The sequence below is a fragment of the Carnimonas nigrificans ATCC BAA-78 genome (genome assembly GCF_000526695.1).
GTDB classification, from domain to species: domain Bacteria; phylum Pseudomonadota; class Gammaproteobacteria; order Pseudomonadales; family Halomonadaceae; genus Carnimonas; species Carnimonas nigrificans.
In genome coordinates this window covers 13,092-39,356 of the sequence record NZ_JAGO01000016.1, presented here as the reverse complement: position 1 = coordinate 39,356, position 26,265 = coordinate 13,092, and the positions used below count along the sequence as shown (strand labels likewise).

At 57.9% G+C, this 26,265-nt stretch carries 23 protein-coding genes; 17 read left to right on the top strand and 6 right to left on the bottom strand.

Translation table 11 applies throughout. From position 1 onward, the window contains the following. Positions 1 to 26: 26 nt before the first annotated feature. From L881_RS0111025 to L881_RS0111010, 4 genes are all read right to left on the bottom strand, one after another. On the bottom strand, positions 27 to 944 hold the full coding sequence (locus L881_RS0111025) for a ribokinase (protein ID WP_025733754.1): 918 nt from the start codon (positions 942 to 944) through the stop codon (positions 27 to 29). A 241-nt stretch (positions 945 to 1,185) separates the two neighbouring features. Then, positions 1,186 to 1,782 (bottom strand): phosphatase PAP2 family protein, encoded by a 597-nt coding sequence (locus L881_RS0111020; protein WP_025733753.1) that lies wholly within the window; start codon positions 1,780 to 1,782, stop codon positions 1,186 to 1,188. Positions 1,783 to 1,935: 153 nt separating this feature from the next. Next, the gene (gene mgtE / locus L881_RS0111015; protein WP_025733752.1) at positions 1,936 to 3,279 is read right to left on the bottom strand and encodes a magnesium transporter; all 1,344 of its coding nucleotides are present in this window, start codon (positions 3,277 to 3,279) and stop codon (positions 1,936 to 1,938) included. 340 nt (positions 3,280 to 3,619) lie between these two features. Beyond that, on the bottom strand, positions 3,620 to 4,558 hold the full coding sequence (locus tag L881_RS0111010; RefSeq protein ID WP_025733751.1) for a D-2-hydroxyacid dehydrogenase: 939 nt from the start codon (positions 4,556 to 4,558) through the stop codon (positions 3,620 to 3,622). Positions 4,559 to 4,948: 390 nt separating this feature from the next. Here L881_RS0111010 and L881_RS0111005 point away from each other — a divergent pair, with 390 nt between their 5' ends. The 14 genes from L881_RS0111005 (at position 4,949) to L881_RS0110940 (ending at position 17,829) form a co-directional block, all read left to right on the top strand. Continuing rightward, the gene (locus L881_RS0111005; protein WP_025733750.1) at positions 4,949 to 5,191 is read left to right on the top strand and encodes an FmdB family zinc ribbon protein; all 243 of its coding nucleotides are present in this window, start codon (positions 4,949 to 4,951) and stop codon (positions 5,189 to 5,191) included. A gap of 234 nt (positions 5,192 to 5,425) precedes the next feature. Continuing rightward, entirely contained in the window at positions 5,426 to 7,192 is a 1,767-nt protein-coding gene (aspS, locus tag L881_RS0111000) for an aspartate--tRNA ligase (RefSeq protein WP_025733749.1), read from the top strand. A gap of 173 nt (positions 7,193 to 7,365) precedes the next feature. Continuing rightward, positions 7,366 to 8,115, top strand: a complete 750-nt coding sequence (locus L881_RS0110995; protein WP_025733748.1) for a YebC/PmpR family DNA-binding transcriptional regulator — start codon at positions 7,366 to 7,368, stop codon at positions 8,113 to 8,115. Continuing rightward, complete coding sequence (gene ruvC, locus L881_RS0110990) at positions 8,112 to 8,657, top strand: crossover junction endodeoxyribonuclease RuvC (protein WP_025733747.1); 546 nt, start codon at positions 8,112 to 8,114, stop codon at positions 8,655 to 8,657. Before L881_RS0110995 ends, ruvC begins: the two co-directional genes overlap by 4 nt. Positions 8,658 to 8,812: 155 nt before the next feature. Further along, positions 8,813 to 9,469, top strand: coding sequence for a Holliday junction branch migration protein RuvA (ruvA, locus tag L881_RS0110985; protein WP_025733746.1), 657 nt, complete (start codon positions 8,813 to 8,815; stop codon positions 9,467 to 9,469). Next, the gene (ruvB, locus tag L881_RS0110980) at positions 9,466 to 10,497 is read left to right on the top strand and encodes a Holliday junction branch migration DNA helicase RuvB (RefSeq protein WP_025733745.1); all 1,032 of its coding nucleotides are present in this window, start codon (positions 9,466 to 9,468) and stop codon (positions 10,495 to 10,497) included. The genes ruvA and ruvB overlap by 4 nt, the downstream gene beginning before the upstream one ends. After that, complete coding sequence (gene ybgC, locus L881_RS0110975; RefSeq protein ID WP_025733744.1) at positions 10,498 to 10,905, top strand: tol-pal system-associated acyl-CoA thioesterase; 408 nt, start codon at positions 10,498 to 10,500, stop codon at positions 10,903 to 10,905. A 91-nt stretch (positions 10,906 to 10,996) separates the two neighbouring features. Beyond that, on the top strand, positions 10,997 to 11,704 hold the full coding sequence (gene tolQ, locus L881_RS0110970; RefSeq protein WP_034579482.1) for a protein TolQ: 708 nt from the start codon (positions 10,997 to 10,999) through the stop codon (positions 11,702 to 11,704). A 54-nt stretch (positions 11,705 to 11,758) separates the two neighbouring features. Continuing rightward, on the top strand, positions 11,759 to 12,847 hold the full coding sequence (gene tolA, locus L881_RS0110965) for a cell envelope integrity protein TolA (RefSeq protein ID WP_025733742.1): 1,089 nt from the start codon (positions 11,759 to 11,761) through the stop codon (positions 12,845 to 12,847). After that, a complete protein-coding gene (gene tolB, locus L881_RS0110960; RefSeq protein ID WP_025733741.1) occupies positions 12,847 to 14,136 on the top strand; it encodes a Tol-Pal system beta propeller repeat protein TolB in 1,290 nt (429 codons plus the stop codon). Before tolA ends, tolB begins: the two co-directional genes overlap by 1 nt. Positions 14,137 to 14,187: 51 nt before the next feature. Further along, entirely contained in the window at positions 14,188 to 14,715 is a 528-nt protein-coding gene (gene pal / locus L881_RS0110955; protein WP_025733740.1) for a peptidoglycan-associated lipoprotein Pal, read from the top strand. Positions 14,716 to 14,730: 15 nt separating this feature from the next. Then, positions 14,731 to 15,516 carry a tol-pal system protein YbgF gene (gene ybgF / locus L881_RS0110950; RefSeq protein WP_025733739.1) on the top strand — a complete coding sequence of 262 codons (786 nt, stop codon included), beginning with the start codon at positions 14,731 to 14,733 and terminating at the stop codon, positions 15,514 to 15,516. A 481-nt stretch (positions 15,517 to 15,997) separates the two neighbouring features. Continuing rightward, complete coding sequence (locus L881_RS0110945; protein WP_025733738.1) at positions 15,998 to 17,413, top strand: aminotransferase-like domain-containing protein; 1,416 nt, start codon at positions 15,998 to 16,000, stop codon at positions 17,411 to 17,413. A gap of 68 nt (positions 17,414 to 17,481) precedes the next feature. Further along, positions 17,482 to 17,829: a hypothetical protein gene (locus L881_RS0110940; RefSeq protein WP_025733737.1), complete on the top strand. Its 348-nt coding sequence runs from the start codon at positions 17,482 to 17,484 to the stop codon at positions 17,827 to 17,829. 139 nt (positions 17,830 to 17,968) lie between these two features. Here L881_RS0110940 and L881_RS0110935 read toward each other — a convergent pair whose 3' ends face one another. Together L881_RS0110935 and ubiG are read right to left on the bottom strand one after the other, a co-directional pair. Then, complete coding sequence (locus tag L881_RS0110935) at positions 17,969 to 18,694, bottom strand: HAD family hydrolase (protein ID WP_025733736.1); 726 nt, start codon at positions 18,692 to 18,694, stop codon at positions 17,969 to 17,971. Then, positions 18,691 to 19,446 (bottom strand): bifunctional 2-polyprenyl-6-hydroxyphenol methylase/3-demethylubiquinol 3-O-methyltransferase UbiG, encoded by a 756-nt coding sequence (gene ubiG, locus L881_RS0110930; RefSeq protein WP_025733735.1) that lies wholly within the window; start codon positions 19,444 to 19,446, stop codon positions 18,691 to 18,693. The genes L881_RS0110935 and ubiG overlap by 4 nt, the downstream gene beginning before the upstream one ends. A 264-nt stretch (positions 19,447 to 19,710) precedes the next feature. Here ubiG and L881_RS0110925 point away from each other — a divergent pair, with 264 nt between their 5' ends. Genes L881_RS0110925 through tamB form a run of 3 tightly spaced genes read left to right on the top strand, consistent with a single transcriptional unit; the run spans position 19,711 to position 26,242 of the window. After that, the gene (locus tag L881_RS0110925; RefSeq protein WP_025733734.1) at positions 19,711 to 20,280 is read left to right on the top strand and encodes a hypothetical protein; all 570 of its coding nucleotides are present in this window, start codon (positions 19,711 to 19,713) and stop codon (positions 20,278 to 20,280) included. Positions 20,281 to 20,282: 2 nt separating this feature from the next. Then, entirely contained in the window at positions 20,283 to 22,124 is a 1,842-nt protein-coding gene (tamA, locus tag L881_RS0110920; RefSeq protein ID WP_025733733.1) for an autotransporter assembly complex protein TamA, read from the top strand. After that, on the top strand, positions 22,124 to 26,242 hold the full coding sequence (gene tamB, locus L881_RS0110915; RefSeq protein ID WP_025733732.1) for an autotransporter assembly complex protein TamB: 4,119 nt from the start codon (positions 22,124 to 22,126) through the stop codon (positions 26,240 to 26,242). Before tamA ends, tamB begins: the two co-directional genes overlap by 1 nt. Positions 26,243 to 26,265: the final 23 nt, after the last annotated feature.

Sequence of the window (26,265 nt, the reverse complement as noted above, 5' to 3'; positions counted from 1 at the left end):
ATTGTTCTCAAGGGTAACCCAGTGGCCTACTGGTTGTGCTGCTCATGAAAACGATCAACGTCGTTGTATTTGGGAATACTGCTTGAAGCACCTTCCTTCTGCACACATAGCGCTGATGCTGCTCGGGCGCGGGTCAACGCGGCGGCGGCATCCAGCCCTGCTTCGCGGGCAGCCAGATAGTAGCCGACAAAGGTGTCACCGGCACCCGTGGTATCCCGGGCATTTACCTTGAAGATAGCTTGTTCGATATGGCAGTTGCCGTGACCATAGAGCACGCCGTCGCTGCCCAGGGTGAGGATGATTTCAGGTTCGGGGAAGCGCGCCATCAGCGCTGCCAGCAAGGCGTCGTTCGTGTCGGCGTCAGGCGTTGCGTTGAGGGCGCTCAGCAGAGCCACCGCCTCGCCACGGTTAACGCACAGTACAGACAAGCGATTGAGCGGCAGCGCCGCAATGGCATCATTCATGGGAGCTGGGTTCAGGGCGACCTTGAGGCCCTTGTCCAGCGCCTTGTCGAGCAGAGCGGAGAGATCGCCGCATTCATTCTGGGCCAGCAGCCAATCTCCCGCCTTCGCACTGCCCAGTGCCTCATCAATCACCCGCGAGGGGACAGCATGGTTGGCACCGGGATAGAGCACGATGCAGTTCTCGGCGTTATTATCGACCTGAATAAAGGTATGCCCACTGGCAACGTCATCCAGCAGGGCCAGATGGTCTGTGTTGACGCCGGATGCTTCAAGCAGTTCGCCTATCCAGCTATCGCCTTGTGCAATGGCACCGATGTGACTGACCTCTGCGCCAGCGCGGGCAATGGCGAGGCTCTGATTCGATCCCTTGCCGCCCAGAATCTGTGAATAGGAGAGGCTGGCGAGGGTTTCGCCCGGCGCTACCAAATGGGGCACACGGTACACGTTGTCGATATTGATCGAGCCGAAATTGTAAATCATCTTGCACAGTGCCCCTTCAGGAAATTACTGCGAAGAGTACCACGGCGACGCCGCTCTTCGGTATGTCACCGAACGATTAGTTAGCGTACTGATTGCCTCTTTCCGCCCGACTATCTGCCCAACGGCATTTGGCTCTTGGCATTATCGGGCGAGGCGGGCACGGAAGCGTTGCACTTAACAAAAACCGCTCGATGCGTCAGCAGTCGAGCGGTGTTCATGAGGAATGGCGCGGAGCAGCAGGTTAGCGGGATATCCAGCCACGCCGAATCAGCGCGGCAAACAGACGCCGGTGCACACCGCGCGCGAGCCGGTAGAGCGGCTTGATATAAAGCGGTTTGGTCAGGCGTGCCACGCTGGCACCAAACAGCGCCACCAGCATGCCGCCCATCATGTCGATAGGGAAATGCACGCCCAGATAGATGCGTGACCAGCCTACCGCGAGGGCAATGGCAAACATGAGCGCCCCCATGATGCGGGTTTCACGCGCCATCAAGAGACTGAGCGCGACGGTCATGGAGATGGTCATGTGGTCGCTGGGGAAGGAGGCGTCGGGGGAGTGATGCAGGAAGGTGTAGCCTACCGGCATCACGAAGGGGCGCGGGTGAAACCACAGCAGCCCGATCACACCGTTGATGGCGAGCGCTACGCCGCATCCCATCAGCGCAGCGAGCATCAAGCGGTGACGCTCCTCGTCGCGGCGCAGCCAGCCAATCACCATCACCAGCGGCACCAGAAAAATCGCATATACCGCCAGCATATTGGCGAGTCCCAGCAGCCACTGAGGGCTTTGGGGTGTCGCATTCATCATTGAAAAGAGGTAGAGGTTAAGCGCTTCCATTCGCAGCCCGCCGTCCGTCACATTGTGGATGATGTATAAGTGACACCAAAAGTGATCAGTTTACTTCATCAAGACGATTAAAATTACCAACACAAGGTAGCAGCAGGCGCTTTTGTCGCATCAACCACTGACCGTTGCATGACGTAGCAGTCATCACAGCGACAGTACCATCGAGGCGATGGAGAAATAGATCAGTACACCACAGCAGTCGCACAGGGTGGAGACGAGCGGGGCGCTGGCTGTCGCGGGATCGACCTTGAGGCGGTCAAGCAGGAAGGGCAGCGACATGCCCAAAAGGCTTCCGCACACCACGATCACCACCATGCTGATGGCGACCACTTCAGAGACGCCGAAGCCGCCGCGGAACGCGCTGATCGGGGAGATGGCGATCGCCATGGTGATACCCAGAAATGCAGAGACCAGCACTTCGCGGCTCAGCAGACGCGTCCAGTCGCGAATATTGACCTCACCTGTGCCCAGCCCTCGCACCATCAGAGTGGCCGCCTGGGAACCGGCATTGCCGCCACTGCCGATCAATAGCGGCAGGAAGAACACCAGCGCCACATGGGCGGAGATGGTGTCTTCGAAGTGCGCAATGCCCGCGCCTGAGAAGAGGTTGCCGAAGACCAGCAGTACCAACCAGAACACGCGGCTTCGGTAGAGATGGAACAGGCTGGAACGCCCGATGCCACGCACCAGCGAGCCAACACTCCCGGACTTGTGGAAGTCATCGGTGGTTTCGCGCTCGACAACATCCATCGCATCGTCATAGGTCACAATGCCCACCAGAACACGGTCCTGGTTGACCACTGGCAATGCCAGCAGGTCATAGCGGGAGATCGCCTTGGCGACATCTTCCTGCGGGGTATCGACGCCCATCGAGATCACATCAGAGATCATCACCGATTCAAGGGAAGCCTGCGGATCTGCCAGAATCAGCTGACGCAGCGACATGGTGCCGGTCAGGTGCAGGGCATCGTCAAGGAAATAGATCTGATAGATGGTTTCAGCGTCCGGGGCGGTCTGACGTACCCGGGAGAGGGCTTCCGATACGGTCAGGTGCTGCGGCACCGCCACATAATCGGTGGTCATCAACGCGCCCGCAGTGCCTTCATCATAGCTGGCGAGGTGGCGAATTTCTGCACGCTCACTGCTGGCGACGCGACGCAAAATGGCTTCACGGCGTACCGGCGGGAAGAAGTTCAGCACGTCGGCGATATCGTCGGGTTCCATCTGGGTAAACAGCTGCGCAAGCTGGGCATCATCCAGCTCTATCGCGATATCACGCTGATAGCCTTCCGGCAGGTAGGAAAAGACGCGGCCCCGGCGTTCCAGCGGTAGCCGTTCAAGTACGCGCAGCGCGGTATCATCATCTTCATGGGAGATGACCTCCGCGATATCAGCGCTGCGTGCTTCGCTGAACAAGGCGTCAAGGCGTGCGTCATCGCCATCTTCGATGGCCTCGCGCACGTCCGGGAGGAGGTCTTTAAAATTCATTATAAGTGTTCTCCTGCACGCTATCACTGCGCACAGGCACTCTGACACGAGGGGGATCGTTGCGATCAACCCGCTCGCGGGGCGGAGTGGCTACGGCGTGGTAGCGAGGTGTATGTGGGAGCAGCAAATGACCGCGAAGTCGGGGCTACGCCTGTGAGGATCCATTGAGAAAAGTCTCTTGTTTCACCCGTAGAAAAGGCGGTCGAACATTAGTCGTATAGACCTGCGACGTCAACACAATTATGTGCTGCCGAGGGCGTCGCAGGCATCGTCATGATCGGGCCGCGAAGTCAGGGGGCACCGGCGTTGCTCGCTGCTTGCTATGCGCTCAGGAAGACGGTTATTCGCACCCGTCCAAGTGTATTTTAATATTCTCTGAAGTCAGTTCGATGACGCGCTGCCGGGCTTCCTGTGTGCCCCATGCCATGTGGGGCGTTACCAGCAGGTTCAGGTCTTCGTTGAGTGCTTCGAGCAGCGGGTGGCCGCCACGCGGAGGTTCTTCAGGCAGTACATCAACGGCAAGCCCGCCGAGATGACCACTGCGCAGGGCGGCAAGGGCGTCGGTTTCGTTGATGACGCCGCCACGGGCGCAGTTGACGAGCAGCGCGCCAGGCTTCAATAGCGTCAGGTTGTCGGCGTTGATTAACCCACGGGTCGCTTCGGTTAACGGGCAGTGCAGGCTCAGCACGTCGGTGTCGGGCAATACGTCCTGTAATGGCGGTCGCGTGTCATCGTTGTTACCAGGCCGTGCGGTAAAGACCACTTGCATATCAAATGCCTCCGCCAGCTTTGCCACTGCTCGGCCAAGCTCGCCGCTGCCCACAATCGTGAGCTGTTTGCCAGCCAATTGCGTCATGGGGTGAAGGAAGGCAAAAATGGTGGCGCTGCGCTGCCATGCACCGGCAGCCATCTCGCGGTCTACCTGCTTGAGGCGATTGGCAAGCGCAATAATCAGTCCGAAGGTGTGCTGCGAAATGCTGGGGGTGCCATAAGCCGTGACATTCCTGACCGGGATGCCCGCTGCTTCAGCCGCTTGCATGTCGATGTTGTTGGTGCCCGTTGCCAGTACGCAAATCAGTGACAGGGCGGGCGCTTCCTTTATGACCTCGGCGCTGATGGGTACCTTGTTGGTGATAACAATTTCGGCACCGGCGATGCGCTCCTTCACCTGTTCCGCTGAAGTGGCGGACCATTGAACAAGTTCGACGCCACACTCTTTGAGTGGGTCGAGGCTGATGTCTGCGCCCATGGTATCGAGATCAAGAATCACCGCTCTCATTGCTGCTTCCTCTTGTTTAGGCTTGCCCGTCACTAGTGGCAACACGCTATAATGCGCGGCTGGAGCGATGCAACTGCTTTTATCGCTGGCGGTGCCATGGGGGAATTCACGGCAACCAACGGGTATCGGTGCGCTCGCTGCTGATGGGGTTTCAGTGCTCGCTCTCACTCGCGTCTGCGTCATCGCTTGTAGCGCATTAGCGTTCGCGATGGGGCGGCGCGGTGTTATGCAACCGCCCGGCGATAATGCGGAGGCCTTGCAGAGATGGAATTTCGACAAAACGCCCTTATATAAGCGGCTGGCCATGGGGTGCCTACTCCATATGCCGAGCCGTGGAATCGCTGGATGGCTGCACGCAGCGATCGTTAATCAGTGTTCAGGTACAAGATCATGCCTATATACGAATATGAATGCCGCGATTGCGGTCATCATGTAGAAAAATTGCAGCGCATGAATGCTGCTCCCTTAACGGAATGCCCAGGGTGCCACCACTCTGCATTGCAGCGCATGGTGTCGGCCCCCGGTTTTCGTCTGGCCGGCAGCGGCTGGTATGAGACCGATTTTAAAACCTCGGGCAAGCATAATCTGGCCAGCGACAGCGGCGCCTCTGCAACTGGCAAAGGCAGCGACTAACGCCTTTGCCGGTCACGCATAACGCCGGTGCCAATAGATGGCATCGGCCTGTTTTATATATCGTCCTGCGCTATAGCACGCCTTTTGTTATACCGCTACAACGTGAGCAGGCGCCGCCGCCGGACGATACGCGGGGTAGGTTCAAGTCCCTCCTGCGCGGTCATATCTGGTAATATCTACAAAACGTACAAGAGGCGGAGAGCCTCGATTAATGTCTCGGTAATAGGAAATAACATGCGCAGCCACTATTGCGGCCAGTTGAACGAAGGTCTGGTCGACCAGCACGTGACCCTGTGTGGGTGGGTCCATCGTCGTCGTGACCACGGCGGCGTCATCTTCCTTGATCTACGGGATCGTGACGGTGTGGCGCAGGTAGTCGTTGATCCTGACACCCCCGACGCATTTGCCAATGCTGACCGCGCGCGCAGTGAATATGTGCTGAAAATTGAAGGTCGGGTGCGGATGCGTCCCGAGGGCACACAAAACCCTGACAAGCCGACCGGTATGGTAGAAGTGCTGGCCAAGCAGGTAGAAGTGCTCAACACCGCCCAGACACCGCCGTTCCCCCTGGATGAACACATCAAGGTGGGCGAGGATGTGCGTCTGAAGTATCGCTATATTGATCTGCGTCGTCCTGAAATGATCGAACGCCTGCGGCTGCGTTCTCGCGCCACTCACAGCGTGCGCGCGTTCCTTGAAGACAACGGCTTCCTGGACATCGAAACGCCTACCCTGACGCGTGCGACTCCTGAAGGCGCACGTGACTATCTGGTGCCGAGCCGCGTTTATCCCGGCAGCTTCTATGCACTGCCGCAGTCACCGCAGCTATTCAAGCAGCTACTGATGGTGGGCGGTATTGATCGCTACTACCAGATCGTCAAGTGCTTCCGTGATGAAGACCTGCGTGCAGATCGCCAGCCGGAATTTACCCAGATCGACATCGAGGCGTCCTTTATCGACGAAACTCACATCATGTCGATTACCGAGCAGATGACGCGCACGCTGTTCAAGGACGTGATCGGCGTGGAGCTTCCCGACTTCCCGCACATGCCCTACTCGGAAGCGATGTCACGCTATGGCTCCGACAAGCCTGACCTGCGTATTCCGCTTGAGCTGGTCGATGTCTCCGATTTGATGACCAACGTTGACTTCAAGGTGTTCTCGGCACCGGCCAACGCTGACAACGGTCGTGTAGCGGCGCTGAAAGTGAGCGGTGGAGCCAGCCTGTCACGTAAGCAGATCGACGACTATACCCGCTTCGTCAGTGTTTACGGCGCCAAGGGGCTGGCCTGGATCAAGGTCAACGAACGTGCCAAGGGGCTCGACGGGCTGCAATCACCGATCGTCAAGTTCATGGATGGCATCATTGAAGAGCTGCTTGATCGCGTTGACGCCAAGGATGGTGACATCATCTTCTTTGGTGCCGACAAGACCAGCGTCGTCAACGATGCACTGGGTGCGCTGCGCTCCAAACTGGGTGAAGACCTTGATCTTTACACCTGTGAATGGGCGCCGCTGTGGGTGGTTGACTTCCCGATGTTTGAAGTGGATGACGCTGGCAAGCTTTCTGCCATTCACCACCCCTTCACCGCGCCTTCCGGCAGCGTTGAAGAAGTGCGCAAGGACCCGGCCAATGCGCTGTCGCGCGCCTACGATATGGTGCTGAACGGCTACGAAGTGGGCGGCGGCTCAGTGCGTATTCATCATCAGGATATGCAGAGCGCAGTGTTCGATATTCTCGGTATCGGTGCAGAAGAGGCAGAAGAGAAGTTTGGCTTCCTGCTCAATGCCCTGCGTTATGGTGCGCCGCCCCATGGTGGCCTGGCGTTCGGTCTCGACCGTCTGGTGATGCTGATGGCCGGCGCGAAGAGCATTCGCGACGTGATCGCCTTCCCCAAAACCCAGAATGCTTCCGATCCGCTTACCGAAGCGCCGGGAGATGTTCCTGCCCAATCGCTGCGTGAGCTGGGCTTGCGCCTGCGGCAGAAAAACGCCGAATAACGTGAACCGGTCGTTTGCACAGGCAAGCGGCCGGAGCGTTGCCCGCAACGGGCGTTGATAGATGACAGATAGATGGCAGGCCGACGACGCTTTACAGTGTCGGCGGCCTGTTCTGTTTCAAGCTGGCAGTAAAGCATGTGTGGTGCTGCCAGCAGCAATAAGCGGAGGTTCTTATGGCAGGTCATAGCAAATGGGCTAATACCAAACACCGTAAGGCGGCGCAGGATGCCAAGCGCGGCAAGGTGTTTACCAAGCTGATTCGCGAATTGACGGTAGCAGCGCGACAGGGCGGCGGTGATCCTGATGCGAACCCGCGCCTGCGTGCTGCCGTGGATAAGGCTCTGGGTGCCAATATGACCAAGGACACCGTGCAGCGCGCGATTGATCGCGGCGCCGGTGATACCGAAAGCGATAACGTTGAAGAGCTGACCTACGAAGGCTATGGGCCGGAAGGGGTGGCGATTCTGGTTGAGTGCATGACCGATAACCGCAACCGTACCGCCTCCGATGTGCGTCATGCTTTCAGCAAGTTTGGTGGCAATCTGGGCACCGCTAACTCAGTAGCCTTCCTCTTTTCACAGCAGGGACGGATTGGCTTTTCAAGCGACTGCGATGAAGAGCAGCTGCTGGAGCTGGCTCTGGAGGCGGGCGCCGATGATGTGGAAGAGGGCGACAGCGGCGAACACACGGTCGTGACCTCACCTGCGGCATTCGGTGCCGTGCGCGATGCCTTTGACAAGGCGGGGCTTGAGCCTGAGTTCAGCGAAGTGGGCAAATACCCTGCCAATTACACCCCTATTACTGATAGTGATCTGGCGACCCGCGTTGTGAAATTGATTGATTGGCTGGAAGAGCTGGATGACGTGCAAAACGTCTATACCAATGCTGATTTCAGTGATGATGTATTGGAGGCACTGGCGTGATTCTGCTTGGCATCGACCCCGGCTCACGGCGTACCGGTTACGGTGTGATCGACGCCTCGGGGCGGGTGCCGCGCTATATTGCCAGTGGCTTTATTCGCATTACTGCCGAAGAGCTTGCCCAGCGTCTGGCGCAGGTGTATGCCGGTATCGGTGAGCTGATTGGCGAATATCGACCGGCAGAAGTGGCGATCGAACGTGTCTTTGTAGCCAAGAATGCTGATTCGGCGCTCAAGCTGGGGCAGGCGCGCGGCAGTGCCATTGTGTGCGCCGCCAATCATGGCCTGCCCGTGTTTGAGTATGCCGCCACCCTGGTCAAGCAGACCGTTACCGGACATGGCGGTGCCGATAAAGCCACCATGCAACATATGGTCGCCTCTACGCTCAAGCTCGATGGCCTGCCGCAGTCCGATGCCGCCGATGCGCTGGGGATCGCACTGACCCACTGTTTCAGCCAGCGCGGGCTTGTTACCCGAGGGAACGCCTCCAGTGCGCGCAGCCGCAAGAGCCGTAGCAGCAGCTGGCGCTCCTACACACCTCAATAGCCGCATGGCCGTCTCATTGAGGCCCTCACTGGCGGTCACCCACGCATACATTCCCTCACACTATTGTTTTCGATTAATTGTGCTTCCGTTGTTATGATTCCCCCTGGAATTTGCCGCTCATGGCACTGTTTTACCCTGAAGGAATACCCGGCACGATGATAGGACGTCTACGCGGCACGCTGATCGAAAAACAACCTCCGTGGCTTGTGATTGATGTCAATGGCGTCGGCTATGAGCTGGAAGCATCAATGAATACCATTGTCGGCCTACCGCCGGCAGGGGAAGAAGTACGCCTGCATACCCATTTGGTGGTGCGCGAAGATGCTCACTTGTTGTACGGCTTTGGCGATGAGGTGGAGCGCCGCCTGTTTCGCGAGCTGATCCGTATTTCCGGGGTGGGGCCACGCATGGCGCTGGCGATTCTCTCCGGTATGGATCGCATTCAGTTTGTGCGCTGCCTGAAGGAGCAGAACGCCAGTGCGCTAACGCGCTTGCCGGGCGTGGGCAAAAAGACCGCCGAACGTTTGATTATCGAAATGAGCGATAGATTGGCGAAATGGCCCGAGCTATCCCGTGACGCTAACCCTGGCGATCTTGCTGGCGCTGAACAGCTCTTCGACGGTAACGACGCGCCAGCGCCTGTCGTTGAAGACAACTATGCCGATGCGGAATCTGCCCTGATCGCGCTGGGCTATCGTCCTACCGAAGCCGCTAAGATGCTTAACGGGCTGGATATTACGCTGGCTACGGAGCAACTGATCAAGACCGCGCTGACCTCACGCATCAGCGGTGAGCGTGGAGGCAAGCGATGATCGAGTCGGATCGGTTGATCTCCTCCGATACCAAAAATACCAGCGAATCGCGGGTCGATTACGCTATTCGTCCCCGCAAGCTGGCCGAATACGTGGGCCAGCCCGCGGTGCGCGAGCAATTGGGTATCTTTATTGATGCGGCGCGCGGGCGCAGTGAAAGCCTCGATCACACCCTCGTTTTTGGCCCTCCCGGCCTCGGCAAGACCACCCTCGCCAATATTATTGCTGAAGAGATGCAGGTCGATATCAAGTCAACCTCGGGGCCAGTGCTTGAGCGCCCCGGTGATCTCGCCGCGATGCTGACCAGTCTTGAACCCGGCGATGTGCTTTTTATTGATGAAATTCACCGTCTCTCCTCCACGGTGGAAGAGGTGCTGTACCCCGCCATGGAGGACTTCCAGCTCGATATCATGATCGGCGAAGGCCCTGCGGCGCGCTCCATCAAGGTGGATTTGCCGCGCTTTACGCTGGTGGGCGCGACGACGCGCGCGGGACTGTTGACTTCCCCCTTGCGTGATCGTTTTGGCATTGTGCAGCGGCTTGAATTTTATTCCGTTGAAGAGTTGACCAGCATTGTGGCGCGCTCTGCTGCGCTGCTGGGGCTTGAATCCGATCATGCTGGCGCGCAGGAGATCGCCCGCCGTTCGCGAGGCACGCCACGAATTGCCAATCGTCTGCTGCGCCGGGTGCGCGATTTTGCTCAGGTAAAGGGCAATGGGCAGGTCAACAGTGAGATCGCCTCGCGCGCCCTTGATATGCTGCACGTCGATCAGCACGGCCTTGATCACATGGACCGTCGCCTGCTTCTGATGATGATCGAGAAGTTTGAAGGCGGGCCGGTGGGCGTCGATAGTCTGGCGGCTGCCATTGGCGAAGAGCGCGATACCATTGAAGATGTGCTGGAACCTTATCTGATTCAGCAAGGCTTTATCCTGCGTACCGCCCGTGGTCGTATGGTAACGCCTACGGCATATCGCCATTTTGGTGTTGAGCCTAACGAGCAAGGCAGTGCCCCAGGAGAGTGTTGAATGAGTGAGTTTGTGTGGCCGGTGCGGGTCTACTTCGAGGATACCGATGCCGGCGGTATCGTCTATCACGCCCAGTACCTGAACTTCATGGAACGCGCGCGTACCGAGTGGTTGCGCTACCATCAGTTCGAACAGCAGGCACTTTTGCAAAGCGACGTGCAACTGGTGGTCAGCTCGCTGAGCTGCCGCTATCTGCGCCCGGCGGTGCTCGACGATGCCCTGGATATTGTCGTTAGTATCAGCGCACTGGGCGCGTGCAGAATGACATTTCGCCAGCAAGTGATGCGCAGCGGCGAACTGCTGTGCGAAGCAAGTGTCGATATAGCGTGTATCGGTGCGTCATCTCAACGTCCGCAGCGCTGGCCTGGTGCCATGCGTGACGTTCTTGAGCGCGAGATCAACTCATAAGGAACAGCCGTCACCGGCAGGCGACCGCGTCCATGCTAACGCTACTGGTCGCGCCTGAGTGAAGAAACGAGAGGTAGCTGTGGAAGACTCGATGTCAATCGTCTCGCTGGTCGTGAATGCCGGCATAGTAGTGAAACTGGTACTGCTGTTATTGCTAGGCTTCTCGATGGTGTCATGGATGGTGATTTTCCAGCGTGCAGTCAGTCTGCGACGCGCCGATAGAGGCTTTCGCGAATTTGAGGCAACGTTTTGGTCGGGCATCGACGTGCGTCAGCTTGAAGAGCGGCTGGGCGATAGCCATGAAGGTGTGGCAGCGGTGTTTCAGGCGGGCATGGCGTCGTTCAGGCGGCTGCGCAGCGGTATCGTCAAGGAGAGCCGCGTGGTAACGCCCAAGCAGGCATCGGCGGTGCTGGTCGATGTGGAGCGTTCCATGCGTATTGCTGTGGCGGAGGAAGAAGGGCGTCTTACCCGCTATCTGCCGGTGCTGGCGACGATCAGCTCTGCTAGCCCGTATATCGGTCTCTTTGGCACGGTGTGGGGGATTATGGGTTCCTTCCTGACCCTCTCCTCGACGACGCGCGCGGATCTCTCCACGGTTGCTCCCTGGGTGGCGGAGGCGCTGGTTGCCACCGCCATGGGCCTTTTTGCCGCGATTCCCGCCGTTATCGCATACAACCGCTTTACTGCGACGACTGAGCGTCTGGTGCTGGGCTACCGCGATTTTGCAGAAGAGTTCCATACGCTTTTGTATCGCAGTCTTCTATCACCCAGATCAAGCGCAGCCAAACGGGATCAATAAGCGCATGCCAATGTACATCCAGTTGACGCTCCCATGCCGGTCAGGAGGCTTTTGATGGCCGACAAGCCCCAGGAAATTCGCTTCAAGGCACCGATCATCTGTGCCGTTATACTGCATGTGATTATCGCCGTGGCACTGCTGGTGGACTGGCCGAGTTCGCACGAGCCGCCGCAGGATAATTCATACGTGCAGGCCACACTGATCTCCTCGCAGACGCGCACACCTTCGCCAAGTCCTGAAAATGACACCGCGAAGGGTGAAGCGCGCCAGGCCCAGCCGCAAGCTGAGGAACAGGAACAGGAACAGGAACAGGAACAGGAACAGGAACAGCAGCAAGCGGCTGCCGAACAACAGCAACAGGAAGCCGCTGAGCAACAGCAGCAGGAGCAACAGGCGGCGGCTGCCCAGCAGCAACAGCAAGAACAACAAGCGGCCGCAGCAGCCGCTGCCGCTGCTGCGGCCAAAAAGGAAGAACAGCAGCGCCAGCAGGCGGAAAATGCGCGCCAGGCGCGTGAGCAGGCGGCCAAGGAAGCTGAGCAGAAAGCAGCGGCAGATAAAGCAGCCAAAGAGAAGGCGGCACAGGAAAAGGCCGCTGCCGAGAAAGCTCAGGCTGACAAGGCTGCTAAAGAGAAAGCCGCGAAGGAAAAAGCCGCTGCCGAGAAGGCTCAGGCTGACAAGGCCGCCAAAGAGAAAGCTGCGAAAGAAAAGGCTGCCAAGGAAAAAGCTGCTGCTGATGCCGCTGCGCGCAAGAAACGCATGGCTGCCGCTGCCGCCAGTGATAACTCAGCGCTCTCTTCGGCGTCGGGTAGTGGCGAAAAGAACTCGTCCAAGGCCGCACAAGGCGCGCAAGCAGCTAACAGCATGATGAACGTGATTCGTCATGCCGTAGAGCAGAACTGGAACAAACCCGATAATCTGCCGTCAGGCATTAAAACCACCCTGCGAGTGCGGCTCATACCGGCTACCGGTGAGCTGATCAATGTCAGCGTCTCCAGCAGCAGTGGGGATAGCTCGTTCGATCAATCGGCGGTGCAGGCCGTGCAACGTGCCGCACCTTTCAATGAATTGGGCAATGCGCCAGCGAGTGTGCAGCGCCAGTTCCGTAGCTTCACCCTGACATTCAACCCAGAGGACGTACGCTGATGAGACGTTTAGCGGCCTTTACCGGCTTGTTTTTGATGCTTGCGATAAGCGCGGTGGCCCGCGCTGATCTAGACATTCAGATTACACGCGGCAGCAATGATGCCATTCCCATTGCAGTGACATCGTTTAATGCCAACGGCCAGCAAGTGCCTCAGAACGTAAGCGATATCATCACCAATGACTTGCGTAACAGCGGCAAGTTTGCACCGCTGTCCAGCAGCAACCTGATCGCCACGCCTGCGCCCGGTGATCAGATTGACTACGCTGCGTGGCAGAATACCCGCGCCAGCTATCTGGTGGATGGGCGTGTCGAATCGACCGGCAATGGCTACAAAATCGTCTATGAGCTGCACGACGTATTTGGCAACAAGCGCGAAATCAGCGCCAATGTCACGGGTAGCGAAGCGCAGCTGCGCCAAAGCGCGCACTACGTTGCTGACCAGATCTTTGAGAAGATCACCGGTATTCGCGGCGCCTTCCGCACCAAAATCGCCTACGTTATCTCGACTGGCGTCGATCCCAACATGAGCTTCTCGCTCTATGTGGCTGATCAGGATGGCTATAACCCGCGCCGCGTGCTCAGCTCCAATGAGCCAATCCTGTCGCCGGCCTGGTCGCCTGATGGCAGCAAACTGGCCTACGTCTCCTTTGAAGGAAAGCGTCCTTCCATCTACGTTCAGCAGCTTGCGACCGGTAATCGCATCAAGCTGACGTCGTTCAAGGGAATCAATGGGGCACCTGCGTGGTCGCCGGATGGCCGCAAGCTGGCCATGTCACTGTCGAAAGGCGGTTCGCCCGACATCTATGTGATGGATCTTGGCTCGCGCCAGCTTAGCCAGCTTACTCACGGCAGCTCCATCAACACTGAACCCAACTACGCGCCTGACGGTGCCAGCCTGATTTACACCTCTGATCAGTCGGGGCAGCCACAGATTTACCGTTACAACTTTGGTAGCGGACAATCCCAGCGCGTGACCTTTACAAACCGATACAATGCAGCTGGGCATTTTGCTCCGGACGGTTCTGCTATATTCTTCGTAACGCGCACCAGTCAGGGGTTCCAGGCAGCCAAGCAGGATCTTGCCAGCGGACGCCTGACGGTGTTGAGCAAAACTCGTTTCGATGAGGCACCCACTGTTGCGCCCAACGGCACTATGGTGGTATATGCCACAGAGAAAGGAGGCCGTGGTATTCTGGGAGCGACTTCAGCGGATGGCCGTGCGTCTTTCGAGATTCCGGTCCCCGATGGAAATGTTCAGGAACCTTCCTGGTCGCCGTTCACTAAATAAATGACTAGAATAAATCAGTCATCAGTGTTCTTAAAAAGCAAGGAGAAAACCATGCAATTTTCCACTTACGCCAAAACACTGGCTGCAGCTCTCTCGGTGGTTGTCATCGCTGGCTGCTCCAGCGGCGGCGGTACCCAAGAGGGCACCGACGGTGGTATGAGCTCTGGTCAGCAAGGCACTGCTACTACTGGCGGCGCAACTGGCTATGGTAATGGTTCAGGAGCAGGGAACGCCGGTGCACAGAACGAAATTCCTTCTGTTCGCACTATCTACTTTGACTTTGACCACGACACCATCCGTCCTGAGTTTGAATCCGTTCTTAACCAGCACGCTGCCTACCTGCAGTCTCACCCTGATGCACACGTAGTGCTCCAGGGCCACACTGACCCGCAGGGTACTCGTGAGTACAACCTGGGTCTGGGTGAGCGTCGTGCCAACTCTGTTCGCCAGTACCTGGCGGTGCAGGGCGTGAACGGTTCACAGGTTGAAGTTGTCAGCTACGGTGAAGAACGTCCGGCATCCACTGGTAACAGCCAGGAAGCCTACGCTCAGGATCGTCGTGTAGTATTTGACTACTGAAACCAGAGGTAAGTCATGAAACACAGTTTGAAAAAACTGTGCGGTGCGGGAGCCTTGTTGCTCCCGCTTTCCGTATGGGCCCAGAATGCAACTATTCCCAGCGATCAGACTGGCGGCCAGCAGCAAACCGCTTCCGGCAATCTGGCGCTGTTCAACCAGCTCCAGGATCAGCAGCAGGCGATCAACGCTCTGCGCGGTCAGATTGAAGAGCTTCAGCATCAGCTTCAGCAGACTCAGGATCAGGGGCAAAAACGCTATCTTGATCTGGATTCACGCCTGGCTGATCTTGAGGGCAATGGCGATGGCGGTGCATCCGATAATGATGCGCAGTCTGATGGCGGCGACGAGTCAAATGATGCCGGTACTGCCAGTGCGGGAGCCGCAGCCGCCACTTCCAATGCCAATGGAGCAGGCGATGCGAACGTCAGCGATCGTCAAGCCTACAACGATGCTTTCGACCAGATTCGTGACAAGCACTACGATGACGCCGAGCAAGCGTTCAAGGCATTCAACCGTAACTACCCTGATTCACCGCTGCTGGCGAATTCATATTATTGGTTAGGGCAGATCTACACCAACAAGTCACAGAGTGATGGTGCGGCGCACGCCTTTGAAGCGGTGCTGAAAAAGTACCCCAACAGCGGTAAGGCTCCGGACTCTGCCTATGCGCTCGCCATGATTAAAGCGCAGCAGGGCGATGATACCGGCGCTCAAAAGCTGCTCGATAATCTGATCAAACAGCATCCCGATTCCGAGGCCGGTCAAAAAGCCAAGGCGTTCCTCGCCAAGGTCAACGGCTAGCAGACACGTATGAGCGTATCCCCATAATTGTTGGCGGTAGCGTCGCTGCTGCCAACAGCACTGACCTCGCCGGATCGCTCGCAGCCTCTCTCTTCTCTCTATCCTGCTTCTCCCCGTTCTTCCTGTATGGAATTACCACTTTTTCTCCCTCGTTTTCGTCATCTTCCGCTGGCCTGATCCTGTTGCATACAATTGTTTGTATGATTTGTATGGAATTCGGGTGGGTATATAAAAACCAAGGAAATAAAGGGTAAAAATCTGGATTTCATGCCTAGTGAAGGGGTAGTATTGCCTGCATTGAAGATCGAAAAGCATCTGAATGTATGTATTATTTAGATTATTGTATGCATTTGGTCGGCATGTGTTTCATCAGTAGCTAGTGCATCAATAGATATTTCATAAAGAGAAGCAGGCCGCTCTCATTCAGGCACATGAGTTCATGCCCATACGAGGGTGATTGCTTCAAGAGAAGGGAACAGGTATGCCAGCCTCACATTGGCGTCCAGTCATCCAGAATGCGTCTGGTCCCAAATATTTAGCGATCGTGAATGCGATAGCAGCGGATATTGCCAGCGGTGTGTTGGCGCCTCTGCAAAAGCTGCCCGCCCAGCGGCAGTTGGCCGAAACGCTTGGCATCCACTTTACTACCGTGACCCGCGCGTATAGGGAAGCACACGCCCGAGGACTGCTTGAGGCGCGCGTGGGGGCTGGCAGCTTCGTTTCCGAAAAGGCCGCACGCAATATCGAACAGACAAGCAGCGCGCAGCCGCAGCGCTCGGTCAGTGAGGATCGCGCGGCCATTGATATGAGCATGAATCTGCCGCCCGAGCCTTGTGATGTGCTGCTTCAGCAGCGCTTGCGTGACAATTTCGATGCCCTTGGGCGACAACTGCGCGAACTGATGCGCTATCAGCAGGCGGGGGGAACGCTGACGGACAGGGCGGTTGCCTGTGAATGGCTTGCGCCATGTATCACCTGTACGCCTGAGCAACTGGTGGTGGTGCCCGGTGCCCAGGCTGCGCTGCTGGCAATCTTCATGCTGCTAAAACTGTCACCCGGCAGGCCGCTCTACTGTGCCGAGCTGACTTACCCCGGTGTCAAGCGCGCGGCTGCCCAGCTCAATATTCCGCTTTACGGCTTGCCTTTCGATGCTGATGGCATTGACCCCGTGGCTTTCGAGAGGGCGTGTCAGCAACAGCAGGTGGGGGCGCTTTATCTCAATCCGGTACTGCATAACCCTACCGCGATCACCATGTCGCTCAAGCGCCGCCATCAGATAGCGGAGCTGGCGCTGCGTTATCAGGTGACGATTATCGAAGACGATGCCTACGGGATGCTGCCGCGCTATCCGCTGCCGCCCGTGGCGACGCTTGCGCCTCATAACACCTGGTACATTGCTGGATTGGCCAAATGCCTGGGAGCAGGATTGCGGGTTGCCTATACCGTCGCGCCGTCAGCCGCTGAAGCGCAGCGCTTGCTCGGTGTCTTGCGGGCAACTTCGGTTATGGCATCGCCGCTTACGACGGCACTGGCGAGCCAGTGGATCGCAAGTGGTACGGCTACGCAGCTGCTTGAAGCCATTCGCACTGAAACCCGCTACCGCCGGGAGATTGCCGAACAGTTGCTGCCCAATACAGCACTGTCGGGGGAAAGCGATGCCTTCCACCTATGGCTCAGGCTGCCTGCCAATTGGACGCGAGCGGCCTTTGCGCACCATTTGACGCGCCGCGGTGTCTCGGTGGTGCCCAGCGATAGCTTCGCGGTAATGGACGTGCCGCCTGAAGCTGTACGGCTTTCACTGGGGGGCGCCATCTCCCGGGAAGAGCTTGGTGTCGCGCTGACCGATATTGCTGCAACCCTTACCGAAGATCCGGCGAGCGGGGCGGTGGTGATTTAGACATTGCTGCTCAATCTCATGCGCGCCGCATTTCGGCGTTATTCATACCATCAACGAGGAGTACCCCTATGACTTCCCTACGGCATTTCAGGCTTGGTCTGTTGCCCTTCACCATTATGAATATTGTCGCGGCGCTGGTGCTGGTGATCGGTTTTCAGTCGCTGGAAGCCTTTATGAGCAACACCACCGTGTGGCTGATACTCACGCCACTGTTTGTGGTTACGCTGGTGCCGCGTATTCATGATACTGGACTGTCATTGCTGGCAAGCTGGCTGTGGGGCGTGGTGACGGCTGCATTGATCCTGCTGTTTCTGGTCAATCAGCCTGCGGCTGGCGTTGCTGGTATCTGCTTCTGGACATTCGCCGCAATGATGCCGGCAGATATCTGCCATACCCTTGGACGCGCCTTGAATTAGGCGGTGCAAGAACGGGCGCTGAGCGCTTTCGTACTAAAGCATTCACGCTATTGCAGTTTGAATGCCGCGATACAACAACGCCACGCATGATGCGTGGCGTTGTGCGTTGAGGAATCCCAACCAGCCGGTGCAAGTCTCGTTACTTATCGAGCGCGCTTGCCGCAGCAGGCTCCGCTTCTGCATGTCGCTGAGGTGCCGAATAATGTTGCTCAAGCCGAGCAGTCAGCAGTGCACTCAACTGATCTGGCGTATCGCAACATTGGTCAGCGGGCCACTGACGAATATCATCGGTGGGGCTTAGATAGCCATATCCAGCAGCGATGGCGAACATGCCGGCTGCGCGCGCGGCCACCATATCGCGCTGATGGTCGCCGATATAGCAGCACTGCTGGCAGGGGAGATTCAACGCAGCGGCGGCGGCAATCAGGCTTTCAGGATGAGGTTTGGCATGAGATACATCATCACCGCAGACCAGTACAGGAGGCGCGAGGGATAGCGCTGCCAGAAGGGGTTCCGCGAAACGCCGCTCCTTGTTGGTGACCACGCCCCATGGGTGTTGGTGCCGTTGCAGCAGCGCCAATAGCGGCGGTAAGCCCGTAAAGATCTGGCTATGCTGCCCCAGGCAAGCGGCATAATCGGTCAGAAGCTGATCGAGGGCCGGGTCATCAGCGCTATCGCCCAGCGCCAGCCGCGTCAATGCTCTTCCGCCCATGGATACCTCAGCACGTACCTGATCGTGCGGCAGTGCCGCTAACCCATGACGCTGGCGCAACTGATTGGTAGCACGAATCAGGTCGGGCGCTGTATCGACAAGGGTGCCGTCGAGATCGAACAGCACCGCTTTAGCAGGGAAACCTTCGCTCACGCCTCTTCCTGAGGGCGCTGGCAGTGCACCATATAGTTCACATCAATGTTGCCGCTCAGCCAGTAGTGGCGCGTCAGCGGGTTATAGTGAAGGCCGCCCTGATGACGTGTATTCAACCCCGCGTGCCGAGTCCAGTGCGCCAGTTCCGAGGGGCGGATAAAGCGCTGGTACTCATGAGTGCCAGCGGGCAGCAGCTTGAGAATGCGTTCGGCACCGATAATCGCAAACAGGTAAGACTTCGGATTGCGGTTGATGGTACTGAAAAATGCCTGACCGCCCGGTTTTACCAGTCGGGTACAGGCGGCAACGATGGCAGCAGGATCGGGCACATGCTCAAGCATCTCCATGCAGGTGACTACATCGAAGCTGCCCGGCTGCTGCTCGGCCAGATCTTCCACGCTAATCAGCTGGTAATCGACCTCAACACCGCTTTCAGCCAGATGCAGTTGAGCAACCGCCAGCGGCGCTTCGCTCAGGTCAATGGCAGTCACCTCAGCACCACGCTGGGCCATCGACTCGCTGAGAATACCGCCACCGCAGCCCACATCGAGCACCTTCTTGCCCGCCAGCGAACCGCTATGTTCTTCAATGTAGCCAAGGCGCAGCGGGTTGATATCGTGAAGCGGTTTGAAATTGCCGTCGCGATCCCACCACTGCTGGGCCAGTGCGCCAAACTTGTCTAGCTCGGCCTGATCAAAATTGTTGCTGGGACGTTGCGCGCCTTGAGCTGTCTGGGAAGCGTTGAGGGTCATAACCTGCTCCGTGAATGATGAGGCTGCCATTGGAAAATCAGAGAGATTCGCGCTGGCTCAATAATTGGGGCCAAGTTTACCCTCCGAAGGCAGTTGGTTTCATCCTGCTATTCGCTTCAATGTGGTAACCCGTTATCATCGTCCCCTCATTTGCACCACAATGGTCTAGTGTATATAGGCTGGCGGGTAACAACATCCTGCTTGAAAAAACGCAGCCAATGGAGCTTGCGAGCCGCTGCCGCACTGTATCTATGGAGGAGCACCATGCCTGAGCCTGATATCCACTCCCGTGATCCTTATGCGATTGTGCCGGGTGAGGACGAACTCATGGCGCGCCCGCGCCCCGGTCAGCGTCCCGTCAAGCGCATAAGCTGGCCGGGCGTGCTGTTGGGAATCGTGGCATTGGCGGGCGTTATCGCGCTGGCGGCGTTTTACGTCAATGATCGCCAGCAGCTTCTTTCAAGCAACGGCCACTATCAGCAGCAGCTTCAGCAAGCGACCCGCAATATCGAGGCGCTGCAACGCCAGCAGGCGGCCCTTGCCGATAAACTCAACGATCATCAGCATCGCCTCGATGCACTGCCCGAGATTGAACCTCAACGCCTTGATGCGATGGAGGTGCAGCTTGGGGCGCTGGGTACAGCGCTGCGCGCACTGCAACAGCAGCAAGGTAATGTTGGTCTGACCACCAATGACAATAGCGGTAACAGTCCGCAACAAGCGGTGAATAACCATCAGCAAACCCTGAGCTTTCGTTTGGCGGCGCTGGAAGATCAGCTGCATTCGCTTAATGAGCGCGTCTCTTCCCTGGAATCGGATAACGCTTCTCACTGACTATGATGCTATTCCTTACGTTGAACAATCAGCGGGCAATCTCTTCGCTCAAGCGTATGGCGGGTGGCGTTGGAGCGCTATCGGCCTGCGCGCTATGGCCCCTGCACGCGCAGGCGCTGGAAGCCCATGTGCACGGTGTGGATGGCGTGGTACGCAATAACGTCGTCGCTTATCTGACACCGCTCAAGATTCCCAGCGAATCCCGTCCAGAGCTTTATAGCAATAGCGTGCACACTGATGTGGTCAACGCGCTCAAGGCGTATGGCTACTATACCCCGACCATCGGCGTGACGTTCCGTGACCGGCAGCATGTCGATGTGCATATCGACAAAGGGCCGCGTACCCACGTCAACGTGCTTGATGTGCGGATTGTGGGCGAAGCGAAGGATGATCCGGAAGTAAAGAAGCTGCTCGCCGACAGTGCGCTGATGAAGGATCAGGGCAAGCCGCTCTCTCATGAGCATTACGAGTATCTGAAAAAGCAGCTCGACACGCTGGCGCTCAGCCGCGGCTACTTCGATGCCAGCTATCCGCTGCACCGTATTGAAGTGAGACCGTGGGAGCAGCGCGCCGATATCTATCTGGTCTATGTGTCGGGCAAGCGCTATCGCTATGGGGATGTATCGGTGCAGGGCAGCCAGATTCGCCGCTCAAGCATTGATGCGCTACAGCCCTTCAAAAAGGGCGATCCTTACCAGACCAGTGATATTGCTGAATTCAACAACCGCCTGGGGCGCACCAACTGGTTCCGTAGCGTCTCGGTACGGCCCCAGCTCGATCAGCAGCAGGGCGACGAGGATCAGGTCACACGCCCCTCAAACGATGATTCGACGGTTGCTTCGGCACAACAGAACGCCGCAGAGCAGCATGCGGTTGCACCGGTCAGCGTGCATCTGATCGCTGCCGACCGTGATCAGTTCAAGACCGGTATTGGCTACTCGACGGATGATGGCCCGCATGCCCAGTTTGGCTGGACGCGCCCATGGATGAATGAGCGCGGCGATTCGCTGACCAATAGCCTCTATTTTTCCCAGCCTCGGCAGTCGTTGGCAGGGCAGTATCGAATTCCTCTTGAACATCCGCTGGATGATGCCTACGAGTTCAACTACGGCTTCGACTACATTGATGACAACGATACGCGCAGCCGCAACCTGTGGTTTACCCCGACGCGAGCCTGGCATTTCGCCAACGGTTGGGATCAGCGTCTCTATGTGCGCTTTAGTCAGGAAAACTTTACCCAGGCGAGCGACAGCGCCAATGTCTTTCTGGTGACGCCGGGCGTCTCGTGGAACCGCACCGCGGTGGATAATGAGCAGTTCCCCATGCATGGGAATCGGCAGGACCTGACCCTGGAAGGCACCACCAAGCAGTTCGGTTCGGATATTTCATTCATGCGCGCAGTGGCAACCACGCGCTGGATAGAGAGCATCGGCGACAACAACCGGTTCTTCCTGCGCGGTAATATCGGCGCCACCCAAACCGACTCCTTCTCCAAGATGCCGCCCAGCCTGCGCTTCTTTACCGGTGGTGATTCAAGCGTGCGCGGCTACTCCTACGAAACCCTCGCACCCCGCGATGGCGATGACGATCTGCTGGGGGGCAAGAACATGCTGACCGGTACCTTTGAGTACCAGCGGCGTCTCTCCGGCGCATGGTGGGGGGCCACCTTCTATGATGTGGGTAACGCCTTCAATAGCTGGTCGGATCAATCGTTGAAGCGCTCCGCCGGGGTGGGTATCCGCTGGATATCGCCGGTAGGCCCGATTCGCTTCGATCTGGCGCACCCCTTTGATGATGATCGCTCTTCGTGGCGCGTTCACTTTGCCATTGGACCGGAGTTCTAATGCGACTACTGCGATATATCATTTGGTCTCTGGTAGCACTTATCGGCGTGGTGTTGATTTTGCTCGGTACGGTGCTTTCGCCGTGGGGCACCAGCTGGGCGCTCAATCAGGCCAAATCCCATGGGCTGATCGACTTCTCTCGGGTAGAAGGTACGCTGCTGGAGCACTTCGAGCTGGATGACCTGCACCTTGAGGTGGCGGGCACCCAGATCAGCGCCCGCACGTTGCGCCTTGACTGGCTGAATAATGCGCTGATTAAAGGCACGGTGGGCCTGGAAAATCTGAGCGCCGATCAATTGGTCATTACGCTGGCCCCTGCTGACCCCGATCAGCCGCAAAGCGATGAATCCACAGGCATGCCTGAGCGTATCTCGCTGCCGGTGGATATTGATATTCGCCAACTGGCGATCAACGACTTCACTCTGGAGATACCTGCCGCTACCCGTGCTGATACCACCTCTGACACTACCTCTGATACCACCACTGACACTACCTCTGACACCACAGCATCAGCGGCGACGGCACAGAACAGCACCCGAATCCATTGGCAGCGCTTTACCAGCTCGGTGGCTTTTTCAAACAGCCAGCTTCGTTTGGGAGAAACGCACCTCGACTCGCCCCATATAGCGCTGGCGCAGAGCGAACAGGAAGAGACTGACGAGGCCGCTGATACCGTGGAGACTGCGACGCTTGACAGCGATATTAACGTGGCTGCTGCGACGACGGTTGCCGATGCTATCGCTCGTCCCACCCGCAGTGATGGCAGCGCGATTGCCAACCCGCTGGCAGCGTTTGCGAGCAACGCTCTTACGGATGCCAGTCAGCAGATTGAATTGCCCGATATTGAGCTGCCGATTGATATCGAAGCGCCCAAACTGGAAGTCAGCGATTTTGTGCTTGAAGGGGAACAACCGCTCAGACTCGATAGCATAGCGCTGGCGCTCAAGGCGCAGGATTCACGGGTCGAAGTGCAAAAACTTGCGCTGGCAGGGCCTGATCTTAATGCCGAACTGACGGCGGATATTGCCCTCAAGGATCAATACCCCATTACCCTGCACCTGGCGGGTACGTCACAACTGGCGCCTTTGCCAGGCGAGCAGTTAAGCGTAGATGTCAGCGGTTCACTGGCGGCGCTGGATATTGCGATAGCCGCCAGTGGCCCCCAGCAGGCCGATATCACCGCGCAGCTGAATGCGCTCGACCAGCGCTTACCGTTCAAGGCGACCCTGCGCTCGCCCCATGTGCAATGGCCGCTGCCCGGCATGCCTGAAGAGGATGAGGAAGGACAGCCCATTGCGATCTATCGCGTCGATGACCTCGCCCTTGAAGCGAGCGGTAATCTTGATCGCTATGCGCTATCGCTGGCGGGCAAGGCGTCAGGCTCCCAGCTCAAGCCGCTTGCGATTGCCTTGACGGGCAGCGGAGATTATCAGCACTTTGACTGGCAGCCGTTAAAGGTGGATGCCGGTCAGGGCGGCAGTGTGCAGAGTAGCGGCACCGTCAACTGGGCCACGGGGCTTTGGGTGAAGGCCGCGCTGGAGCTTCAGCACCTCAAGCCGCAGACGTTCACGCCAGCGGTAACGGGCGATATCAGTGGCAGCGGTGAAGTGGCCTTTAATCTTCAGAATAACAACGGCTGGAATGTCAGCGTGCCCGGCTTGAAGCTGACCGGCCAGCTGGAAGGCAAGCCATTGAGCGCCGATGCGCGTTTTGCAGCCAATAGCGATCTGGAGCTACAGATCGAGCGGCTAGACGTGCGACAGGGCGCTAACAGTGTTCAGGCCAGAGGCCAGGTCAACCAGCAGCTTGATCTCAGCGCGGATATCAATGCGCCTGCGCTGGGGGCGTTGCTGCCGCAGCTGGGCGGTGCCATTAACGGCAAGATTCGTCTGGGAGGCTCGCTCAAGCAACCGCGCGGCGATATCACGCTGAATGGACGTAGCGTGAAATATGGCGATAACCGCCTTGGCTCGCTGGCCCTGAACGCTCATAGCGAAGGTATAGATGACCCGAGCATGCGGCTGGTGCTGAAAGCCGCCAACATCGTGGCGGGCGGGCAGCAGCTTGCCGGTGTCAACGCGAATCTGGATGGACGCTTGAGCCAGCACCGTCTGAGTCTTGAGGTCGATGGCAACAGCAAGGGGCCGCTTCTTGGGCTTACGGCGCAACTGGCGGGCGGTTACGATCTGAACGCTGGCCGCTACCGCGGTACTCTCAGCACCCTTACCACGGATCTCGGCCAGGCGGGTACGCTGGCGCTCGATTCACCGCTGCGCTTTGTCGCTAACATCAATGACAGTTCAGCCACTGTTGAACCTTTCTGTATCAATCGGCAGCAGGGCGGCGGCTTGTGTCTGACCCGTCAGATGAAGGCGTCAGCCGAGCAGGGGTCGGCTTCTTTGGCGCTCAACCGGATTCCCATCGAGACCGTTAACCAATTCCTGCCGCCCCCGTGGAAGCTGGCGGGCAGTGCTGCGGGTAATGTCGATGCGCGCTGGTCTAACGGTGGGCAACGCTTCAGCGCTACCGGCGCTCTCAACGGCAATCTCGTGGTGAGCGGTGAAGATACCGCCGGCAATGCCTTCCAGGTGCCTGCGATCTCGCTTGATACGCGCTTTGAAGCGGATCAGCGCAACGCGCACTTGGCCTTGACGACACAGCTTGAACAGGCGGGCAGCCTCACGCTGGAAGCCGATGTGCGCGATCCGTTAGGGCAGCGCAACCTTGCCGGCCGCTTGCAGCTCAATGCCTTGCAGCTTGGCCCTTATCGGCCGCTGGTGCCGGGCATGCGCAAGTTTACCGGTGAATTGAACGGTGACGTGCGTCTGGCGGGGAGTGCCGAGCAGCCGTTATTGAATGGTCAGATAGTGCTCAACAAGGTGAGCGCGCAGGGCGAACAGCTACCGCTGGAGCTTAACGATGCACGTCTCGCCGTGGCGTTGAATGGTAACAGTGGCATTATCGACGGCTACCTGACGTCGGGGCGCGCACGCTGGAATCTGGGCGGTGAAGCGAACTGGCCGAGTAGCGGTGACTGGCATGCCACGCTCGCTCTTGATGGCAAGAATTCGCCTCTTGAAGCTCAGGCGCTTGAATATGGCCGGGTTCGCATTGCGCCAGATATTCACGTTGATGCGACACCTGCGCGGCTCGCGATTACCGGTGCGGTCACGATTCCATGGGCGCGTATCGCCGTGGCCCAGTTGCCTGCCTTCGCGCAGGCACCTTCCACCGATGAGGTGATATTGACCCAGCAGCAGGCGTCGGAACTGGATGAAGCGCGCCAGCGGCTGGCGCCTGACCAGGCCGCAGAGAGTGTAGAGAGCACCAGAGCGGTATGGGCCACTACTCAGGATCTCAACAAGGTGGGCATGGCGCTTGATCTCAACGTGGCGCTGCGCATGGGCGATGACGTGCGTCTGGCAGCCTATGGGTTGAATACACGCCTTGCCGGTCAGGTGAATATTCGTGAGAACTCACAAGGCGCGGGCGCGCTCCAGATGTTTGGTGACATCAGCCTTGAAGATGGCCGCTTCTCGTCCTTCGGACAAAACCTGACCATCAATCGCGGCAAGATTACCTTCAACGGGCCTCCTTCAACGCCGGTACTGGACTTCGAAGCCATTCGTAACCCCGATGCCACCGAAGATGACGTGACGGCAGGTATTCGGGTCACGGGAACAGCGCTGGCACCGCAGCTTAAAATCTTCTCGGACCCCGCGATGAACGAATCCACCGCGCTCTCCTACCTGCTGCGTGGCCGAGCGCCGGATGCCGACAGCGATGATAACGCCCTGACCTCGGCCCTGATTGGCCTGTCGGTATCGCAGAGCGGTCGCGCAGTAGGGGCGTTGGGTGAAGCCTTCGGTATTCAGGATATGGCGCTGGATACCGCAGGCAGTGGTGATACCAGTCAGGTGGTTGTAAGTGGCTATATCAACCCCAACCTCAAGATCAGCTACGGCGTGGGCGTATTCTCTTCGATTGCGGAACTGACGCTGCGCTATCGACTGCTGCAAAATCTCTATGTGCAGGCGGTGTCCGGCGGTAATCAGGCGCTCGATCTGCTTTATTCATTCAGCTTTGGTCGCACGCCTGACCCTCATACCGAACAGTAGGGCAGCGATCACTATTTCAAGGA

What these genes read in the sequence shown, in the direction of transcription:
- L881_RS0111025 (WP_025733754.1), bottom strand. Translation starts at nt 944, where the DNA reads ATGATTTACAATTTCGGCTCGATCAATATCGACAACGTGTACCGTGTG.
- L881_RS0111020 (WP_025733753.1), bottom strand. Translation starts at nt 1,782, where the DNA reads ATGGAAGCGCTTAACCTCTACCTCTTTTCAATGATGAATGCGACACCC.
- mgtE (WP_025733752.1), bottom strand. Translation starts at nt 3,279, where the DNA reads ATGAATTTTAAAGACCTCCTCCCGGACGTGCGCGAGGCCATCGAAGAT.
- L881_RS0111010 (WP_025733751.1), bottom strand. Translation starts at nt 4,558, where the DNA reads ATGAGAGCGGTGATTCTTGATCTCGATACCATGGGCGCAGACATCAGC.
- L881_RS0111005 (WP_025733750.1), top strand. Translation starts at nt 4,949, where the DNA reads ATGCCTATATACGAATATGAATGCCGCGATTGCGGTCATCATGTAGAA.
- aspS (WP_025733749.1), top strand. Translation starts at nt 5,426, where the DNA reads ATGCGCAGCCACTATTGCGGCCAGTTGAACGAAGGTCTGGTCGACCAG.
- L881_RS0110995 (WP_025733748.1), top strand. Translation starts at nt 7,366, where the DNA reads ATGGCAGGTCATAGCAAATGGGCTAATACCAAACACCGTAAGGCGGCG.
- ruvA (WP_025733746.1), top strand. Translation starts at nt 8,813, where the DNA reads ATGATAGGACGTCTACGCGGCACGCTGATCGAAAAACAACCTCCGTGG.
- ruvB (WP_025733745.1), top strand. Translation starts at nt 9,466, where the DNA reads ATGATCGAGTCGGATCGGTTGATCTCCTCCGATACCAAAAATACCAGC.
- ybgC (WP_025733744.1), top strand. Translation starts at nt 10,498, where the DNA reads ATGAGTGAGTTTGTGTGGCCGGTGCGGGTCTACTTCGAGGATACCGAT.
- tolQ (WP_034579482.1), top strand. Translation starts at nt 10,997, where the DNA reads ATGTCAATCGTCTCGCTGGTCGTGAATGCCGGCATAGTAGTGAAACTG.
- tolA (WP_025733742.1), top strand. Translation starts at nt 11,759, where the DNA reads ATGGCCGACAAGCCCCAGGAAATTCGCTTCAAGGCACCGATCATCTGT.
- tolB (WP_025733741.1), top strand. Translation starts at nt 12,847, where the DNA reads ATGAGACGTTTAGCGGCCTTTACCGGCTTGTTTTTGATGCTTGCGATA.
- pal (WP_025733740.1), top strand. Translation starts at nt 14,188, where the DNA reads ATGCAATTTTCCACTTACGCCAAAACACTGGCTGCAGCTCTCTCGGTG.
- ybgF (WP_025733739.1), top strand. Translation starts at nt 14,731, where the DNA reads ATGAAACACAGTTTGAAAAAACTGTGCGGTGCGGGAGCCTTGTTGCTC.
- L881_RS0110945 (WP_025733738.1), top strand. Translation starts at nt 15,998, where the DNA reads ATGCCAGCCTCACATTGGCGTCCAGTCATCCAGAATGCGTCTGGTCCC.
- L881_RS0110940 (WP_025733737.1), top strand. Translation starts at nt 17,482, where the DNA reads ATGACTTCCCTACGGCATTTCAGGCTTGGTCTGTTGCCCTTCACCATT.
- ubiG (WP_025733735.1), bottom strand. Translation starts at nt 19,446, where the DNA reads ATGACCCTCAACGCTTCCCAGACAGCTCAAGGCGCGCAACGTCCCAGC.
- L881_RS0110925 (WP_025733734.1), top strand. Translation starts at nt 19,711, where the DNA reads ATGCCTGAGCCTGATATCCACTCCCGTGATCCTTATGCGATTGTGCCG.
- tamA (WP_025733733.1), top strand. Translation starts at nt 20,283, where the DNA reads ATGATGCTATTCCTTACGTTGAACAATCAGCGGGCAATCTCTTCGCTC.
- tamB (WP_025733732.1), top strand. Translation starts at nt 22,124, where the DNA reads ATGCGACTACTGCGATATATCATTTGGTCTCTGGTAGCACTTATCGGC.